We start from the raw sequence: 17,000 nt of genomic DNA, 5'->3' as shown, positions 1-17,000 counted from the left end.
AAGCTGGCGCCACTCCACTCTCTTACTGCTCCCATCTCTCACTGGACCAAGGAAACACCGCACATGAAAGCCAGCGTCAAATGGACAGACGGCCGCCAGTTCGTTGCCGAGGCCGGCAGCGGCCACAGCGTGGTCATCGACGGCCCGCCCGACCACGGCGGCCGCAACACCGGCCCGCGCCCGATGGAAATGCTGCTGATGGGCATGGGCGCCTGCACCTCCTTCGACGTGCTGGAGATCCTCGAGAAGTCCCGGGCCCCGGTCGCCGACTGCGTGGCCAGCATCGAGGCCGAACGCGCCGACAGCGTGCCCAGCGTCTTCACCAAGATCCACATCCACTTCACGGTGAGCGGCCAGGGGCTCAAGGAGAAGCAGGTCAAGCGCGCCGTCGAGCTCTCCGCCGACAAGTACTGCAGCGCCTCGATCATGCTGGCCAAGGGCGGCGTGGAGGTGACCCACTCCTTCACCATCGTCGAGGAGTGAGCGATCCCTCACTCATGAGTCGCCCGTGCGGCGAGGAAAAAAACCGTGGCGGCGGGTGCGCCGCCACGGTGGGCTGTGCATAATACGGCGCTCGATTGCCAGGGGTTCCGGCGCCGTCCGTCGGGATGACAACATCTGCCACTTTTGGGAGGCGCGGACGTGACCGACAATCTCCGACTCCACGGGTTCAACAACCTGACCAGCTCCCTGAGCTTCAACATCTATGACATCTGTTACGCGAAGACAGAGGATCAGCGAAAGGCCTACATCGACTACATCGATGAACTCTACAACGCCGAGCGCCTGACCCAGATCCTCAAGGATGTCACCAACATCATCGGCGCCCACGTGCTCAATATCTCGCGCCAGGACTACGAGCCACACGGGGCCAGCGTGACCATCCTGATCGCCGAGCACGAGCTGGAAGAGGCCGCCCCCGAGCAGCTGGAGCCCGGCCCGGGCCCGCTGCCGGAGACCGTGGTGGCGCACCTCGACAAGAGCCACGTCACGGTGCACAGCTATCCCGAGTCGCATCCGGACAACGGCATCAGCACCTTCCGCCTGGACATCGACGTCTCCACCTGCGGTCATATCAGCCCGCTGAAGGCGCTCAACTACCTGATCCACAGCTTCGATTCCGACATCGTGACCATGGATTACCGGGTCCGCGGCTTCACCCGCGACGTGGACGGCAAGAAGCTGTTCATCGACCACGACATCACCTCGATCCAGGACTATCTGGCCGACGACACCAAGCAGGCCTACCAGATGGTGGACGTGAACGTGTATCAGGAGAACATGTTCCACACCAAGATGCTGCTCAAGGACTTCGAGCTGGACAACTACCTGTTCGGCATCACCCGCCGCGACGTCAGCTTCGAGGAGGCCCGCGACATCGAGGGCCGCCTGCGCAAGGAGATGCTGGAGATCTTCTACTCGCGCAACATGGACTGACCCGCCGCTGCAAGCTGCAAGCTGCAAGCTGCAAGCTGCAAGCCAGGAGCGTGAAATCGTCCGCCGCAAAAGAAAACCCCGAAGGTGGAAGCCTTCGGGGTTTTCTTGTAGCTCGGCGCTTGTAGCTCGGCGCTTAAAGCTTATAAACCGACCGGGTCATCACCTTGGACATCAGCGTCATGCCGGCCTTGACCGGCCCCGGGAAGCGGGCTCCGCCGGCCGCCAGCGCCTGCTCGGCGTGATGGGCCTCGTCGATGGCCATCTGGCGCAGCACCGCCCGGGAGCGATGATCGCCGCCCGGCAGCTCGTCCATATGGGCGTCGAGATGGCGCCCCACCTGCTCCTCGGTGGCGGCCACGAAACCGAGGCTGATGCGGTCACCGATCGCCCCGGCCAGCGCGCCCATGCCGAACGAGGCGGCATAGAACAGCGGATTGAGGCGGCTGGGGTGGCCGTCGAGCTCGTCGAGGCGCGACTGGCACCAGGCCAGGTGATCGATCTCCTCCTGGGCGGCCTCCTCCATCTGCTCGCGGATCTCGGGCAGCTTGGCGGTCAGGCCCTGGCCCTGGTAGAGCGCCTGGGCGCACACCTCGCCGGTATGGTTGATGCGCATCAGGCCCTCGGCGTGGCGGCGTTCCGCCTCGTCCATGGCATCGTCGCGCACCTCCGGGGTGGCGGGCGACGGGCGCGAGGGCTGGGCGGCGCCCGGCAGCAGGGTGCGCAGCACGGCATCGCCCTGGCGCACCAGTTGATCGGCACGGGAATACTGACGGTTCATGACACCCCCTGAATCGATGATGGCCCATTGTAACCGAGTCGCCCCGGGGCGGCAGTTCCCCGAACGCGACGACGCCGCCCGCGGGCGGCGTCGTGAGGAAACGGTATTGAGCGAGGCGAGCTGCACCTGATGCGTCGAACACCGCAAGCCGCGGCAGGCGCCGCGCGCCGACTACCCAGCCGGCCAGGTAAAGCGTCGACCGCCCATCAGGTGCATGTGAATATGATAGACGGTCTGGCCGCCCTGTTCATTGCAGTTCATCACCACCCGATAGCCGTCCTCGTCGAAGCCGGCCTGCCTGGCCAGCTTGGCGGCGGTGAACTGCAGCCGCCCCACCAGCGCCAGATCGTCTTCCTCGATGTCGTTGAGGGTGGCGATGTGGCGCTTGGGCACGATCAGCTGATGCGTCGGCGCCTTGGGGTCGATGTCGTTGAAGGCCAGCACCTCGTCGTCTTCATAGACGATGTCGGCGGGAATCTCGCGATTGATGATCTTGCAGAACAGGCAGTCCATGGCGGGCTCCTCGGCGGATGACGAACGGCGGATGCCGTCAGCGGGAAACGAAGCGAATCAGCGAAAGCGTCGCTGGGCCAGCAGGTGGCGCACCAGCGGCCCCAGGATCAGCTCCATGGCCAGCGGCATGCGCGAGCCCGGCACCACCAGGGTGTGCGGGCGGCTCATGAAGGCATCGGGGATCATCGCCAGCAGGTAGGGGAAGTCCACCGTGGCCGGATCGCGGAAGCGGATCACCACGAAGGACTCGGCGTCGGCGGGGATGTCCTGCACCTCGAAGGGGTTCGAGGTATCCACCGTCGGCACCCGCTGGAAGTTGATGTGGGTACGCGAGAACTGCGGCTGGATGTAGCGCACATAGTCGTCCATGCGCCCCAGGATGGTGTCGATCACCGCCTCTTGGGAGTAGCCGCGATAGCGCATGTCGCGATCGATCTTCTGGATCCACTCCAGGTTCATGGTCGGCGCCACTCCGACCAGCAGGTCGGCGTGGCGCGCGATGTCGTGCTCGGGCGTCACCAGGCCGCCGTGCAGCCCCTCGTAGAACAGCAGGTCGGTGCCGGTGGGCAGCGGCTGCCATTCGGTGAAGGTGCCGACCTGGTAGCCGGCCTCGATCATCGACTTGTCCTCGGCGTGGATGTAGTGCCGATAGGTGCCGGTGCCGTGCTCGCCGTACTCCTGGAACAGCGCCTCGAGCTCCTCGAGCAGGTTGGCCTCCACGGCGAAGTGCGACAGCTCGTCCTTGCGCTCGGGCTCCTCGCGGAAGATCCGCGCCAGCTCCTGACGGGTGTAGCGATGGAAGGCGTCGCCGTCGACGAAGGCGGCATGCAGGTCCTCGCGGGCGAACATGCGCTCGAAGGTACGCTTGACCGTGGTGGTGCCGGCCCCGGAGGAGCCGGTCACGGCGATGATCGGATACTCGCGCGACATCAACTCGCCCCCGCTAGACGCTCGTGCACGAGGTCGGGCACCGCCACCGGGCGGCCGGTGGCGGGGTCCACCAGCATCAGATTGATGCGCGCCGTGGCCACGGGGCGATCGTCGGCGAGCCGCCGGATGCGATGGTAGACGGCGATCGCGCGGCGCCCCGGCGCCGGAATGGCGGTGTCCACCTCCAGCGCCTCGGGCCAGCGCGACTCGGCCTGATACTGCACCGCCAGATCGGCCGCCACGCACGGAAAGCCGCCCATGTCGCCCTCGGCGAGCGAGCGGGCGGCCAGGGCATGGACGCGGGCCTCGTGCATCAGCGACACCACGGCGTCATGGCCGAGGTGCCGGCCGTAGTTCATGTCGGTGATGCGCACCGACAGCGGGTGCCGGTGCAGGATGTCCGCCTCGGGGAACTCCAGTTTCACGCGCTCCATGCCGCCTCCTGGTGGTGAATGTGCGACGTCGTGGGGGATCGGGCTCGCGGGCTCAGCCCTCGCCGCCTTCCCGGGCGATGGCGCGATGCGCGATGTCGCCGCGGTGGAAGGCGTCCTGCCAGCGGATCTCGGCCACGCCCCGGTAGGCCAGATCGCGGGCCGCGGAGACGCCCTCGCCCAGCGCGGTGACGCACAGCACGCGGCCGCCGGCGGTCAGCACCTCGCCGTCGTCGCCCGTGGCGGTGCCGGCGTGGAAGACCTTGCTGCCGGTGGCCTCGGCGGCGTCGAGCCCCTCGATGGCGTCGCCCTTGCGATAGCCGCCGGGATAGCCGCCGGCGGCCATCACCACGCCCACTGCGGCGCGGGAATCCCACTCGCAGGCGTGGCCGGCAAGCTCGCCGCGGGCGCCGGCCAGGCACAGCTCGGCCAGGTCGGACTGCAGGCGCATCATGATCGGCTGGGTCTCGGGGTCGCCGAAACGGCAGTTGTACTCGATCACCCGCGGGTTGCCCTCGGGATCGATCATCAGGCCGGCATACAGGAAACCGGTGTAGGGATGGCCTTCCTCGGCCATGCCGCGCACCGTGGGACGGATCACCCGTTCCATCACCCGCTCATGGACCTCGTCGGTGACCACCGGGGCCGGTGAGTAGGCGCCCATGCCGCCGGTGTTCGGGCCCTGGTCGTCGTCGTAGGCGCGCTTGTGGTCCTGGCTGGTGGCCATCGGCAGCACCGTCTCGCCGTCGACCATGACGATGAAGCTGGCCTCCTCGCCCTGCAGGAAGTCCTCGATCACCACCCGGGCGCCGGCGTCGCCGAAGGCGTTGTCCTCGAGCATGTCGTGGACCGCGGCCTCGGCCTCTTCCCGGGTCATGGCGACGATCACGCCCTTGCCGGCGGCCAGGCCGTCGGCCTTGATCACGATCGGCGCGCCCTTCTCGGCGAGGTACTCGAGCGCCGGCTCCACCGCCACGAAGGTGCGGTACTCGGCGGACGGAATGGCGTGACGGGCCAGGAAGTCCTTGGTGAAGGCCTTGGAGCCCTCGAGCTGGGCGGCGCCGGCGGTGGGGCCGAAGATCGCCAGGCCGGCCTCGCGGAAGCGGTCGACCACGCCGACCACCAGCGGCGCCTCGGGGCCGACGATGGTCAGGTCGATGGCCTGATCGCGGGCGAAGGCGACCAGCCCGTCCAGGTCATCGGCGCCGATCGCCACGTTCTCGAGCCCCGGCTCACGGGCGGTACCGGCGTTGCCCGGGGCCACGTGGACGGTCTCGACCTCGGGCGACTGGGCGACCTTCCAGGCCAGGGCATGTTCGCGGCCACCGCCGCCGATGATCAGAACCTTCATCCGCTGCTCTACCTCACTTACAGGGGGATAACACGGGAAAAACGTCGCCGCATTATGTCAGAAAGCGGCCGCCGGCGCCGCCTTCAGCTTCGATACGCCGACCTATCGAAGCGCCACGCGGGGCGCCGGGGACAGGTCGGAGAGGGGGTTTTTGCCATGGATGGCAAAAGTAGCGCCCAAGGAAGGGGTCACAGCGCCCCTCGGCGACCTGTCACCGGATCAGCCCCGAGAGCATCGATACGCCATCAGGACTCGTCGTCGTCCTTGCGGCCCTTGCCGCCGAGGTTCTGCTGCCAGAAGCGCATGTTCTCCTCGGCCAGCTCGCGCATCATCTCCATCGGCGTGTGGCGCATGGCCTGCTGCCACTGGTCCTGCAGGTGCTTCTGCTGCTCCATCATCAGCTGCGTGCCCTGCTCCAGGTAGCGCGCCAGCGGCAGCGGCTGGGCCATGTTGTAGACGCGAATGAACTGGGCCAGCAGGTCGTTGGAGAACACCTGGGCGTCGCCGTCGGCCTGCTCCTGCTCGATGATAATGGTCAGCAGGATGGTGCGGGTCAGGTCCTCGCCGCTCTTGGCATCCTCGACCCGGAAGGGCACCTCGTCGAGGATCAGCTTGCGCAGGTCCTCGAGGGTCACGTAGCGGCTCTGTTCGGTATCATAGAGCCTGCGGTTGGCATACTTGCGAATCACGCGCACGGCGCTCTCCTCGGTTCGAATCGGGTGGGCGGATGCCTCCTTATGCAGGTATTGTGCACCGCCCCACCCTTCATGCAAGGCATACCGGCACCACGAGGCCCCATGAACCTGATCCTGCTCTCGCCCGACGACATCGAGAACGACCGCCTGGCCCGGGTGCGCGACCCGCGAAGGCTCGCCCATCTGCGCGAGGTCCACCGGGCCCGCGAAGGCGACGCCATGACGCTGGGCATCGAGGGCGGCGCCCTGGGGCGCGGCGAGCTCTTGACCCTGAGCGACACGGAGGCGGTGTTCGACGTCTCCGGCCTCGACCAGGCCCCGCCGGCGCCGCTGCCGGTGCATCTGGTGCTGGCCCTGCCGCGGCCGCGGATGCTGGCGCGCACCCTGGAACACGTGACAGCGCTCGGCGTGAAGGAGCTGACGCTTCTGAACACCCAACGGGTGGAGAAGAGCTACTGGCAGTCGCCGGAGCTGTCCGAGGACAAGATCCGCCGCCATCTGGAGCTGGGCCTGGAGCAGGCCCGGGACACCCGCCCGCCGCGGGTGACCCTGGCCAAGGGCTTCCGCCCCTTCGTCGAGGACGACCTGCCGGGGCTCCTGGCCGGCCGCCGCGGGCTGCTGGCCCATCCCGGCATGTCGGACGCCTGCCCCCGCGGGGTCGAGGCGCCGACGCTGCTGGTGGTAGGCCCCGAGGGCGGCTTCATTCCGTGGGAAGTGGAGAAGCTGGTCGAGGCCGGCTGCCATGGCGTCCACATGGGCCCGCGCATCCTGCGCGTGGAGACCGCGGTCACCGCCCTGCTGGCACGGCTATTCTGACGCCGGCGCGTCCTCGGGCTCGGAGGCCGGCTCGACGGCCGATGACGACGACGCCTCAGCGCCGTCGGTCTTCCCCTTCTCCTCGTTCTCTCCGCTCGCCCCGTCATCGCCGGACGCGTCCTCGTCCGGCCGATGGGGCTTGCGCGGCGCATCGCCGTCGCAGCCGGGCTCGGTCAGATGGGTGCTGGCCACGTCCAGTCGCCCCAGGTGGCCGATGGTGCGGCGCCCCAGCAGGATCGGGTAGGTCATCTCCGAGCGGTCGCGCAGGCTGAACTCCTCCTCGTGGCGCACGCCGTCCACGCACACATCCATCAGCACCACCGGCCGATCGTCGGTGCCGCCGGCGCCGCGCACCGTCAGGCGCCGCACCCGCGGGCGCTCGAGGGTCATGGCGAAGGTCTCGCCCTTGTCCTCGTCATCGAACTGCAGCCGGAAGCGCACCCAGGATTCGCCGTCGCGCTCGAAGCGCTCGATGTCCCTCGCGTCCAGCGACGAGGTCAGCGCCCCGCTGTCCAGCTTGGCCTCGAAGGGCAGGTTCCAGGGCATCAGGGTCACCGACTCGACCCAGCCCACGGTGCGATCCGGCGCCTCGGCCAGGGCCAGCCCCGACCACAGCGCCGCCGCCAGACACCACGCCGCGCGCCTCATGAGCCCACCTCCCGCAGCCGCTCCAGCAGCCCCAGGGTGGCGAAGCCGTCCGGCGTCACGCCGATCTCGCGCTGGAAGGCCCGCAGGCCACGCCGGGTATTGGGCCCGAGGATGCCGTCGGCCTCGCCGACCTCGTGGCCGCGGGCGTTGAGTCGCCGCTGCAGCTCCAGCACCTGGGTGCGCTTGAGCGCCGGCTCCTCGCGGGGCCAGTCGCCCTGGACCGCGGGGCGCCCGTCGATGGCGTCGCCCAGCGTGGCCACCGCCAGCGCATAGCTGGTGGCGTTGTTGTAACGGCGAATGACGCGGAAGTTGTGGCCGACCAGGAAGGCCGGCCCCCGTGCCCCGGCCGGCGCGATCAGCGCGGCCTCGTCCAGTGCGGGCAGCGCCTCGCCGGCGCGCGGGCGCACGCCCCTCGTGGCCCAGTCGTCGGCGCTGCGGCGGGTGGTATCGCCCGTCAGCGAATAGTCGAAGTCGTCCGGCAGCGCGACCTCCAGGCCCCAGGGTTCGTCGGCGCGCCAGCCGGCCTCGGCGAGATAGGCGGCGATCGAGGTCAGGGCATCGGGGACGCTGCCCCAGATATCGCGGCGGCCGTCGCCGTCGCCGTCCACCGCGTGGGCCAGATAGCTCGACGGCAGGAACTGCGGATGGCCCATGGCGCCGGCCCAGGAGCCGACCATGCGCTCGGCGGGCACGTCACCGGCCTCGAGGATGCGCAGCGCCGCCAGCAGCTCGCCGCGGGCGAAGTCGCGGCGGCGGCCGTCATGGGCCAGGGTCGCCAGGGCATCGAGGGTCGAGACCTCGCCCTGATAGCCGCCGTAGCTGCTCTCGATGCCCCAGATCGCCACCAGCACCTCGGCCGGCACGCCGTAGCGATCCTCGGCGCATTCGGCCGTGCGGCGATGGGCCTCGAGCCGATCGCGGCCGGTGCTCACCCGGTTCGTCGACACCGCCCCGTCGAGGTACTCCCAGATCGGGCGCACGAACTCCGGCTGACGCCGATCCAGCTCGATGACCCGGGGCAGGTAGCGCAGCGCGTCGATGCGCGCCAGGGCGGCCTCGCCGAGGCCCTGGTCGCTCGCCAGGCGGCGGAAGTCGCGGCGCCAGTCGTCGAAGTCGCCCACGGCCCCGGGCCGCTCGGCGGACGCCGACTCGTCCGTCATCGCCGTGGCGGCGGCATCGGCCGTGGCAGACGTCTCGGGAGTGGCCGCGGAAGAGGCGGCTTCGGCGCGCGGCGGGGTGAGACCCTGGCAGCCGGCCAGGCCGGCACAGAGCAGCACGAGGAGCAGTAACGGGGGCAACATCGACGACGTTCCTTGACGAAAATGGCCCCCGATGATCGCGCAGAACGCCCGTTCAGGCCAGCAGCAGCAGCCTCGCGATCAGTGCCAAATGGCAGGCCGCCACGACGGCGGTCAGTCGAGTGCGAAGCCGCCGATAGTCGCCCGGCAGCCCCGCGGCGCCGGGGCCCGCCTCGTAGAGGCGCAGGGCGACGAAGCCGGCCAGCAGCGTCGCGGCGGCGGCCGGCGGCGCGAGCAGCAGCGCCGGCCAGGCGACCAGGCTCGGCAGCACGCCCACGACCAGGCGGCGGCCCGCGGGTTCGGGCCCGCCGGCGCCGGCCAGCGCCAGTCCCCAGTGCACCCCGCCGAGAAAGGACAGGATCACCGCGCCATAGGCGAGGAAGGCCTGGATGGCGAGGGTCTGCCCCGGCGGCGATGCCAGGTAGGCCGCCGTCAGGGTCACGACGAACGGCACCAGCCCGGCGACGCCGAGTCCGTTCATGCCGGGGAGGCGGGCGCCCCGCTCCGGGTCATCGCGATCGGCGTTCATGGCGCGACGTCCCGCCGAGCCGGCGTCGCCAGCGAGGGCGGCGGCAGGAAGACCGCGGGATCGTGCTGCCAGGGGCGATGGCGGGCGCTGCCGGGCGGCAGGTCGGCGAGCTCGGGGCACCAGCGGGCCACGTAGTCGCCCCGGGGATCGTAGCGCTCGGCCTGGTCCAGGACGTCGAAGCGATGCGCCCTGGCATGCCGGCCACGGCCGGCGATATAGCCCCAGTTGCCCCAGTTGCTGGCGACGTCATGATCGATCAGGCAGCGCTCGAACCAGGCCGCCCCCAGTCGCCAGTCGACGCCCAGGTCGTGAACGAGATGGCTGGCCACGTTCTGGCGGGCGCGGTTCGACAGCCAGCCGGTCTCGGCCAGCTCGCGCATCCCGGCGTCGACGAACGGCAGCCCGGTCTCGCCACGGCACCAGGCCGCGAACTCCTCGCCCCCGTCGGGCGCCGTGGCGCCGCCATAGAGTCGCCGGCCATCCTGCCACGCGGCCCAGTGGAAATACTCCCGCCACAGCAGTTCGAAGCGCAGCCAGCGGCTCGAGTCGCTGGCGCCGCGCTGCGCCTCCCAGCCGTCCAGGGCATCGTTGACCTGGGCGGCCGAGAGGCAGCCCAGTGCCAGCCAGGGCGACAGCCGGCTGGAAAAGTCGGCGCCGACCAGGCCGTTGCGAGTCTCGGCGTAGTGCGCCACCGCGCCGCTGCCCCACAGGTAATCGTCCAGCCGCGCCAGGCCGGCGCTCTCACCGCCGGCGAAGGAGAAGCCGCCGAGGGGCGAGGCGCTCCACTCGGCCGCCCGCACGTCGACCCAGCGCAGCGGCGGCAGCCCGCGCGAGGCATCGGGCGGCCAGGGCGGCAGCGTCACCGGCTCCGCGCCGGCGCCCTGGGGCGTGACGCCCTCGAGCCGACGCCGGAACCCCGAGAAGCCGGGCGGCAGCGCCGCGACCGGCCGCGGCAGGTCGTCCTCGGTGAACAGCATGCCCCCTTCTAGGCACTCGAGCTCGCACCCCGCGGCGAGGCGCGGCGCCAGCCGCTCGACGGCGCGGGTCTCCTCCCAGCCGGGATCGCGCCGCACCCTCACCCGCCGGGCGCCGAGCTCGGCACTCAGGGCGGCCACCTCCTCGGCCGGATCGCCGATCCGCACCAGCAGGTCGCTGCCCCGGGCGAGCAGGCGGCCGCGCAGCTCGATCAGGCTCTGCCACAGGAAGCCGAGGCGTGCCGGGCCGATGCGCCGCTCCTTCAGCCAGCGCTCATCCAGCACATAGACGCAGGCCAGGTGTTCTCCCAGCGGCGCGGCGAACAGCGGATTGTCGGCCAGGCGCAGGTCCTGGCGCAGCCAGACGAGATCGATGCTCATGACGGCCTCCTCATGCCCCGTCCTCGCCTCGTGAAAGGCGCCTGGCCTCGCGACGGCAGCGGTCGCTGCAATAGCGCACCTCCTCCCAGCAGCGCGCCCACTTGCGGCGCCACCGGAACGGACGGCCGCAGCACTGGCAGGGCTTGGAGGGAAGGTCGGCCTTGCGACGCATGGCTTCACCCGACATGGACAGGATAAAAAAATGGTACAACTTATGTACATGTTATATCCCATGATCGCGAACGCAAGCGGCACGGCCGACGCCGACAGGATTCACCCTGCGGGCCGGCAGGCGGGGGGAATGGGCCGAAGGCGGCGAGCGACTCGCCAACCTGGGGGCGTCGCGAGTCTCGGGGTGACACGCCCCGACGGGGCGAGGCGCGTCTTGCGGGCGGGGGAGTCAGTCGCGGTGGGGCGGCGCGGCGGGCGGCTCGTCGTCCTCTTCGCGCCCGCTGCGCAGGCGATGGGTCAGCGGATCGTAGTGGGGGCGCAGCTCGTCTTTGACGGTGCCGTCCCACAGCCGGGCGCCGACGAAGTAGCCGGCGCGGCCGATGATATGCGCCGCCACCGGTGCCGTCAGCAGGAGGAACAGGATGATCCCCAGGGCCCGGGCCACCACCGCCGTCTCGGCGAAGTGCACCGCCACCGACAGCATGATCAGCGACACGCCCAGCGTGGCCGCCTTGGTGGTCGCGTGCAGGCGGGTCAGCAGATCGGGCAGGCGCACCACCCCCAGGGCGGCCAGCAGCATGAAGGTGGAGCCGGTCAGCAGGCCGGCGGCGGTGAGCACCTCAGTCATCTCGCGGCCCTCCCCGCTCGAGGAACCGGGCGAAGCCGATGGTGGCCATGAAGGCCATCAGCGCCATGACGATGGCCACGTCGAGCAGGATCGCCACGTCGGTGGCGATGGCCACCACGCCGATGATGCCGACGAGGATCGAGGAGAATAGCTCCAGCGCCACGACCCGATCCGGCAGGCTCGGCCCCCGGAACAGGCGCGCGAACGCCAGGCACAGGGCCAGCGACATCACGGCCAGACTGAACAGGATCACGATCGACACGGGACAGGCCTCCCCTCGTCAGTGGAAGAGTTCCAGGGCACGCCGCTCGAGCTCGGCCAGGCTGCGGGTCAGCGCCGGCTCGTCGTCGAGGAACATGGCATGGATGTAGAGCACGCGGCGGTCGTCGGAGACGTCCAGGCTCAGCGTCCCCGGGGTCAGCGAGATCAGGTTGGCGACGAAGGCGATCTCGAATTCCGTGCGGGCCTTCAGCGGCATCGCGATTACCCCCGGCTTCATGTACCAGGGCGGCGTGACGATGTCGTAGGACACCCGCAGGTTGGAGACCACCAGCTCCTTGAGGAAGAAGCCGACGAAGCGGATCAGTCGCGGCAGCCGCTGGGCGTAACCGGCCAGCGCCGGCACCTGGGGCTGGATCAGCGCCAGCACCAGGTAGCCGAACACCAGACCGGCGAACAGGCTGCCGCCGCTGAAGTCGCCGGTCAGCACCACCCAGGCGACGCCGAGCATCAGGTTCCAGGCCGCGCCGATCATGGCTCCCCTCCCGGTACGCCGAGTACCGCCTCGATGTAACGCTCGGGCGCCAGCAGCTGCGCCGCGGAGGCCTCGGCCAGCGCATAGAGCGCGTCGGGCTGCAGCCCGATCGCCAGGGTGCACAGCGCCAGGCCGACCGCCGGCGCGCCCATCAGCCATAGTTCGCGCTGCCCGACCTCCCGGGCGGGCTCGCCCCCGGCCTCGTCATCGGGCGGCGCCTTCCAGAACGCTTCGTTCCAGATCTTGATCATCGAGTACAGGGTGAGAAGCCCCACCAGCAGCGCGATCGCCGTCACCCCGTAGGCCTCGGCCTCGAGGCCCGCCCGGATCACGATGAACTTGGCGAAGAAGCCCGACAGCGGCGGCATGCCGGCCAGCGACAGCGCCGATATCAGGAACAGCACCGCCAGCCAGGGGTGCTGGCGATAGACGCCGCCCAGCGTCTCGAGGCGATAGCTGCCGCGCAGCCGCTGGACGATGCCGCTGATCAGGAAGAGGTTGGTCTTCACGATGATGTGGTGGGCGATATAGAACACCCCGCCGAGGATCGCCAGAGGCGTGAACAGCGCCAGCCCCAGGATCATGTAGCCGATCTGGCTGACGATGTGGAACGACAGGATGCGACGGAACTCGAACTGCGCCGCCGCCCCCAGGACACCGGACAGCATGGTCAGGGCGGCTCCCCACAGCAGGATCTCGTGGGTATAGCCGGGGCTGTGATGGAAGATCAGCGTGAACACCCGGAACAGCGCATAGACCCCGACCTTGGTCAGCAGGCCGGCGAACAGCGCCGAGACCGCGACCGGCGGCGTGTGGTACGAGGCCGGCAGCCAGAAGAACAGCGGGAAGGCCGCCGCCTTGATGCCGAAGGCGACCATGAACATCATCGCCAGCACGTCGACCATGCCGGTATCGTCCAGGGTCGTCAGGCGGCGGGCGATGTCGGCCATGTTGAGGGTGCCCACCATGCCGTACAGCAGGCCCACGGCGACCAGGAACAGCACCGACGACACCAGATTGAGGGTCACGTACTTGATCGCCCCCTCCATCTGCGGCTTCTCGCTGCCCAGGATCAGCAGCGCGAAGGACGCCACCAGCATCACCTCGAACCACACGTAGAGGTTGAAGATGTCGCCGGTCAAGAAGGCCCCGGCCACGCCGGCCAGCAGCAGGTGCATCAGCGGGAAATAGCCGTAGTCCTGGTGCCCACGGCCGACCGAGGCCAGCGAGAAGAGCGCCACCGCCAGGCCGATGATGCCGGTCAGCACGACCATGAGCGCGCCCAGCAGGTCGGCGACCAGGCTGATGCCGAAGGGCGCCGGCCAGCCGCCCATCTGCATCACCTGGATGCCGTCGCGGCTCACCGTCATCAGCAGCCAGACGCCGGTGGCCAGCAGCCCGACGGTGCCGCCCACCGCGATCAGGCGCTGCATCGTGCGGGAGCGCCAGAACACCAGCGACAGGGCCCCGGCGAACAGCGGGATGAGGACGGGGAGCGCGATCTGCGGGGTCACGTGTCGGTATCCTTCATCCGGTCAAGGTCGTCGGCGCGCACGATCTCCCAGGCGCGCCGCACCAGCACCACCGCGAACGACAGCACGCCGAAGGCGATGACGATGGCGGTCAGCACCAGCGCCTGGGGCAGCGGATCGGCCACCGCCGACTCGGGGGCAGCGAGCCCCTCCGGCACCAGCGGCGGCGCCCCACGGCGCATGCCGGCGGTGGCGAAGATCAGCAGGTTGGCGGCGTTGGACAGCAGCATCAGCCCGATCACCAGCTTGACGATGGAGCGCCGCAGCATCATGTAGATGGCGGTGGCGAACAGCACGCCGATGGTCACGGCCATCAGGGGTTCCATAGGCTATCCCTCATCGTGTCGATCGGTGTCCACCAGGGCGGTGATGGCGGTGAGCACCACGCCCACGACCGCCAGGTAGACGCCGATATCGAAGATCAGCGGCGTCGAGGCCTTGAAGTCGATCACCGGGATCGTCCACCAGTGGGCGGTGAAGAAGGGCTCGCCGCTCCACCAGGCCGGCAGCGTCGAGCTCACGCCGAGCAGCAGCCCCACGCCCACCAGATCGCGCGGCGAGACCCGCAGCACTCGGCGCAGGGCGTGACGACCGAAGGCGAACAGGTAGAGCGCGAAGCCCCCTGCCGCCACCAGGCCGGCGATGAAGCCCCCGCCGGGCTCGTCGTGACCACGCAGCAGCAGGAACACCGAGAACAGCAGCTGCAGCGGCAGCAGCAGGCGGGCGGCGACGCTGAGGATCAGGGTGCCGGACTTAACCATCGGGCGGCCCTCCCGAGCGCCCGTCGTCGCGGGCCTCGTACTCGCCGGCGTGGAACCGCAGCATGGCGTAGACGCCCACGGCCGCCAGGGCCAGGACGAAGATCTCGCCCAGGGTGTCCAGGGCGCGGAAATCCACCAGGATGACGTTGACGATGTTGTGCCCGTGCGCCAGCGGCTGGCTGTTGGCGACCATCCAGTCGGAGATGCGCGGCAGGCGCTCCCCGGACAGCACCGAGAGCATCAGCAGCGTGATGAGCCCCCCGGTCAGGGTCGCCACCACCAGATCGCGCAGCCGCTCGAGCGGGGTCGACAGGGTCGCGAAGCGCGGCAGGCGGAACAGCACCAGCGCCAGCAGCACCACGGTGAGGGTCTCCACCAGCAGCTGGGTGATGGCCAGGTCCGGCGCGCTGAACAACACGAAGGTCAGGGCGATGGAGAAGCCCATCACCCCCACCGCCGCCACCGCCGCCAGCCGGGCGCGCATCACGCAGGCGGTCACCGCGCCGGCCACCATCAGCCCGGCGACCACCGCCTCGTGGAAGTGGACCGACAGGCCGAGCTCGATCGCCAGGCCGTGACGGACGAAGAAGGCATGCCCCACCAGCCCCAGCAGCACCAGCAGGGTCATCACCAGGTAGTTGCGCATGTAGCCGTTCTGCAGGAAGCGGGTCTGCCAGGCCGACAGCGACACCAGGCCCGCCATCAGCGCCGCATAGCCGGCCTCGGGGCCACGCGCCATCAGCGGGTCGAGCCGCCGCAGGGCGAGGCGCAGCCGATCCCAGTGGCGATACACCAGCCCCCCCAGCACCAGGCTGGCCACGGACAGCACCAGCGGCAGGTTGACCCCGTGCCACAGCGCCAGGTGCACGCCGGCGTCGGGCGCCCCGATGCCCGCCAGGATGGCGTTGGTCAGGCCGTCCAGCCCGCCCGGCGCCAGCCCCAGCCACAGCGACAGCGACGCCAGCAGCAGCGGGCCGGCGAGCATGGCGAAGGGCGGCTCGTGGGGCGTGCGGGGCGTCTCCCGCCGGGCACCGAAGAAGGGCCGCAGGGTGACGATCGCCGCCACCGCCAGGGTCAGGAAGGCGGCCGGGAAGGCCAGGGCCAGGAGCAGCCAGCGCCAGGCCGTGGCGTCCAGCACCGAGGCGAACATCAGCTCCTTGCCGACGAAGCCCAGCAGCGGCGGCAGCCCGGCCAGCGACAGCCCGGCGACCACGGCCAGGGTGGCGGTCAGCGGCATGACCCGACGCAGCCCGCCCATGGCGGTGACGTCCTTGGTGCCGGTCTCGTGGTCGAGGATGCCGGCGATCAGGAACAGCGCGCCCTTGTAGAGCGAGTGCGCCAGCAGGAAGACCACGAAGGCGCTCAAGGCCCCGGGCGTGCCGATGCCCAGCAGCAGGGTCAGGGTGCCCAGCGCCATCACCGTGGAATAGGCCAGCAGCTTCTTGATGCTGGTGTGATGGATCGCCAGGAAGGCCCCGGTGGCCATGGTCAGGGCGCCGACCAGCGACAGGGTGAGCGTCCAGGTCTCGCTGCCGCCCAACGCCGGATGCAGGCGCGCCAGCAGGTAGATCCCGGCCTTGACCATGGTCGCCGAGTGCAGATAGGCCGAGACCGGGGTCGGCGCCGCCATGGCATTGGGCAGCCAGAAGTGGAAGGGGAACTGGGCCGACTTGGTGAAGGCCCCGACCAGGATGCAGATCAGCAGCGGCGTATAGAGGTCGTGCTGGCGCAGCAGCTCGCCGCGCTCGACCAGGGCCGCCAGCGACCAGCTGTCGCCGGCCACGGCCAGCATGACGACGCCGGCCAGCAGCGCCAGCCCGCCGCCCACCGTCACCAGCAGGCCCTGCTGTGCGGCCTTGCGGGCCGTCGCATCGGTGTGATTGAAGCCGATCAGCAGGTAGGAGGTGACGCTGGTGAGCTCCCAGAACACGAACAGCGCCACCAGGTTGTCGGCCAGCACCAGGCCCAGCATCGACATCATGAAGGCGGTGATCACCACCAGGAAACGCGGCAGGTCGCGATGGCCACGCAGGTATTCGCCGCTGTAGGCCAGCACCAGGGCGCCGATCACGCTGATCAGCAGGGCGAACATCAGCGACAGGCCGTCGATCAGGAAGGTCAGGCTGATATCGAGCCCCGGGGCCCAGGCCCATTCCAGGCGCAGGGCCTCACCGGCGACGATCGCCGGCCACTGGGCCAGCAGCCAGGCGGCGATCCCCGCCGGCAGCGCCGCCATCAGCAGCGGGGTGCGCGAGCCGAACCAGCGATGCAGCAGCGGCGCCATCCCGGCGAGCAAGAAACCTCCCAACACCACCAGTTGCATCGAGCCTTCCTCCCTGGCGTCCGCGCGGGCCCACCGGATAAAACGTGACT

The 17,000-nt window shown here is 69.8% G+C and carries 21 protein-coding genes; 3 read left to right on the top strand and 18 right to left on the bottom strand.

Going from position 1 to position 17,000, the window contains the following annotated elements; translation table 11 throughout:
- Window positions 1–63: 63 nt before the first annotated feature.
- A complete protein-coding gene (locus tag ACGTNF_RS11660; protein WP_016853702.1) occupies window positions 64–483 on the top strand; it encodes an OsmC family protein in 420 nt (139 codons plus the stop codon).
- 159 nt (window positions 484–642) lie between these two features.
- On the top strand, window positions 643–1,437 hold the full coding sequence (speD, locus tag ACGTNF_RS11655) for an adenosylmethionine decarboxylase (protein WP_016853701.1): 795 nt from the start codon (window positions 643–645) through the stop codon (window positions 1,435–1,437).
- Between the two features lie 133 nt (window positions 1,438–1,570).
- On the opposite strand, the gene coq7 is transcribed toward speD, so the two are convergent.
- The 6 genes from coq7 to phaR form a co-directional block, all read right to left on the bottom strand.
- Complete coding sequence (coq7, locus tag ACGTNF_RS11650; RefSeq protein WP_394601858.1) at window positions 1,571–2,215, bottom strand: 2-polyprenyl-3-methyl-6-methoxy-1,4-benzoquinone monooxygenase; 645 nt, start codon at window positions 2,213–2,215, stop codon at window positions 1,571–1,573.
- Window positions 2,216–2,386: 171 nt separating this feature from the next.
- Window positions 2,387–2,728 (bottom strand): histidine triad nucleotide-binding protein, encoded by a 342-nt coding sequence (locus tag ACGTNF_RS11645; protein ID WP_016853699.1) that lies wholly within the window; start codon window positions 2,726–2,728, stop codon window positions 2,387–2,389.
- Window positions 2,729–2,785: 57 nt separating this feature from the next.
- Complete coding sequence (locus ACGTNF_RS11640) at window positions 2,786–3,658, bottom strand: phosphoribulokinase (protein WP_152479598.1); 873 nt, start codon at window positions 3,656–3,658, stop codon at window positions 2,786–2,788.
- Window positions 3,658–4,092 carry an acyl-CoA thioesterase gene (locus ACGTNF_RS11635; protein ID WP_394601857.1) on the bottom strand — a complete coding sequence of 145 codons (435 nt, stop codon included), beginning with the start codon at window positions 4,090–4,092 and terminating at the stop codon, window positions 3,658–3,660. Before ACGTNF_RS11635 ends, ACGTNF_RS11640 begins: the two co-directional genes overlap by 1 nt.
- 52 nt (window positions 4,093–4,144) lie before the next feature.
- On the bottom strand, window positions 4,145–5,440 hold the full coding sequence (gene purD / locus ACGTNF_RS11630) for a phosphoribosylamine--glycine ligase (protein WP_394601856.1): 1,296 nt from the start codon (window positions 5,438–5,440) through the stop codon (window positions 4,145–4,147).
- 245 nt (window positions 5,441–5,685) lie between these two features.
- Entirely contained in the window at window positions 5,686–6,135 is a 450-nt protein-coding gene (gene phaR / locus ACGTNF_RS11625) for a polyhydroxyalkanoate synthesis repressor PhaR (protein WP_016853695.1), read from the bottom strand.
- Between the two features lie 102 nt (window positions 6,136–6,237).
- On the opposite strand from phaR, the gene ACGTNF_RS11620 reads away from it, so the two are divergent.
- On the top strand, window positions 6,238–6,951 hold the full coding sequence (locus ACGTNF_RS11620; RefSeq protein WP_394601855.1) for a 16S rRNA (uracil(1498)-N(3))-methyltransferase: 714 nt from the start codon (window positions 6,238–6,240) through the stop codon (window positions 6,949–6,951).
- Here the strand turns inward: ACGTNF_RS11620 and rloA3 are convergent.
- The 12 genes from rloA3 to ACGTNF_RS11560 all read right to left on the bottom strand — a co-directional run bounded on the left by rloA3 (window position 6,943) and on the right by ACGTNF_RS11560 (window position 16,950).
- Entirely contained in the window at window positions 6,943–7,599 is a 657-nt protein-coding gene (gene rloA3, locus ACGTNF_RS11615) for a retropepsin-like aspartic peptidase RloA3 (RefSeq protein WP_394601854.1), read from the bottom strand. The two genes, ACGTNF_RS11620 and rloA3, sit on opposite strands and share 9 nt — an antisense overlap.
- Entirely contained in the window at window positions 7,596–8,900 is a 1,305-nt protein-coding gene (locus ACGTNF_RS11610) for a lytic murein transglycosylase (RefSeq protein WP_394601853.1), read from the bottom strand. The genes rloA3 and ACGTNF_RS11610 overlap by 4 nt, the downstream gene beginning before the upstream one ends.
- Before the next feature lie 52 nt (window positions 8,901–8,952).
- Window positions 8,953–9,426 carry a DUF3429 domain-containing protein gene (locus tag ACGTNF_RS11605; RefSeq protein WP_394601852.1) on the bottom strand — a complete coding sequence of 158 codons (474 nt, stop codon included), beginning with the start codon at window positions 9,424–9,426 and terminating at the stop codon, window positions 8,953–8,955.
- Window positions 9,423–10,781: a DASH family cryptochrome gene (locus ACGTNF_RS11600; protein ID WP_394601851.1), complete on the bottom strand. Its 1,359-nt coding sequence runs from the start codon at window positions 10,779–10,781 to the stop codon at window positions 9,423–9,425. Before ACGTNF_RS11600 ends, ACGTNF_RS11605 begins: the two co-directional genes overlap by 4 nt.
- Before the next feature lie 10 nt (window positions 10,782–10,791).
- Window positions 10,792–10,953, bottom strand: a complete 162-nt coding sequence (locus ACGTNF_RS11595; RefSeq protein WP_394601850.1) for a DUF2256 domain-containing protein — start codon at window positions 10,951–10,953, stop codon at window positions 10,792–10,794.
- Between the two features lie 228 nt (window positions 10,954–11,181).
- Entirely contained in the window at window positions 11,182–11,580 is a 399-nt protein-coding gene (mnhG, locus tag ACGTNF_RS11590; RefSeq protein WP_394601849.1) for a monovalent cation/H(+) antiporter subunit G, read from the bottom strand.
- On the bottom strand, window positions 11,573–11,842 hold the full coding sequence (locus ACGTNF_RS11585) for a monovalent cation/H+ antiporter complex subunit F (RefSeq protein ID WP_016853688.1): 270 nt from the start codon (window positions 11,840–11,842) through the stop codon (window positions 11,573–11,575). The genes mnhG and ACGTNF_RS11585 overlap by 8 nt, the downstream gene beginning before the upstream one ends.
- 18 nt (window positions 11,843–11,860) lie before the next feature.
- On the bottom strand, window positions 11,861–12,334 hold the full coding sequence (locus tag ACGTNF_RS11580) for a Na+/H+ antiporter subunit E (RefSeq protein ID WP_046078215.1): 474 nt from the start codon (window positions 12,332–12,334) through the stop codon (window positions 11,861–11,863).
- Window positions 12,331–13,848 (bottom strand): Na+/H+ antiporter subunit D, encoded by a 1,518-nt coding sequence (locus tag ACGTNF_RS11575; RefSeq protein WP_152479606.1) that lies wholly within the window; start codon window positions 13,846–13,848, stop codon window positions 12,331–12,333. Before ACGTNF_RS11575 ends, ACGTNF_RS11580 begins: the two co-directional genes overlap by 4 nt.
- Window positions 13,845–14,192 (bottom strand): Na+/H+ antiporter subunit C, encoded by a 348-nt coding sequence (locus tag ACGTNF_RS11570; RefSeq protein ID WP_016853685.1) that lies wholly within the window; start codon window positions 14,190–14,192, stop codon window positions 13,845–13,847. The genes ACGTNF_RS11575 and ACGTNF_RS11570 overlap by 4 nt, the downstream gene beginning before the upstream one ends.
- Before the next feature lie 3 nt (window positions 14,193–14,195).
- Window positions 14,196–14,627, bottom strand: coding sequence for a Na+/H+ antiporter subunit B (locus ACGTNF_RS11565; protein ID WP_016853684.1), 432 nt, complete (start codon window positions 14,625–14,627; stop codon window positions 14,196–14,198).
- Window positions 14,620–16,950 carry a putative monovalent cation/H+ antiporter subunit A gene (locus tag ACGTNF_RS11560; RefSeq protein WP_394601848.1) on the bottom strand — a complete coding sequence of 777 codons (2,331 nt, stop codon included), beginning with the start codon at window positions 16,948–16,950 and terminating at the stop codon, window positions 14,620–14,622. The genes ACGTNF_RS11565 and ACGTNF_RS11560 overlap by 8 nt, the downstream gene beginning before the upstream one ends.
- Window positions 16,951–17,000 lie beyond the last annotated feature (50 nt).

This window comes from Halomonas sp. B23F22_10, from assembly GCF_043496975.1.
Taxonomy (GTDB): Bacteria; Pseudomonadota; Gammaproteobacteria; order Pseudomonadales; family Halomonadaceae; genus Halomonas; species Halomonas smyrnensis.
This window is presented reverse-complemented; position numbering and strand designations above follow the sequence as displayed.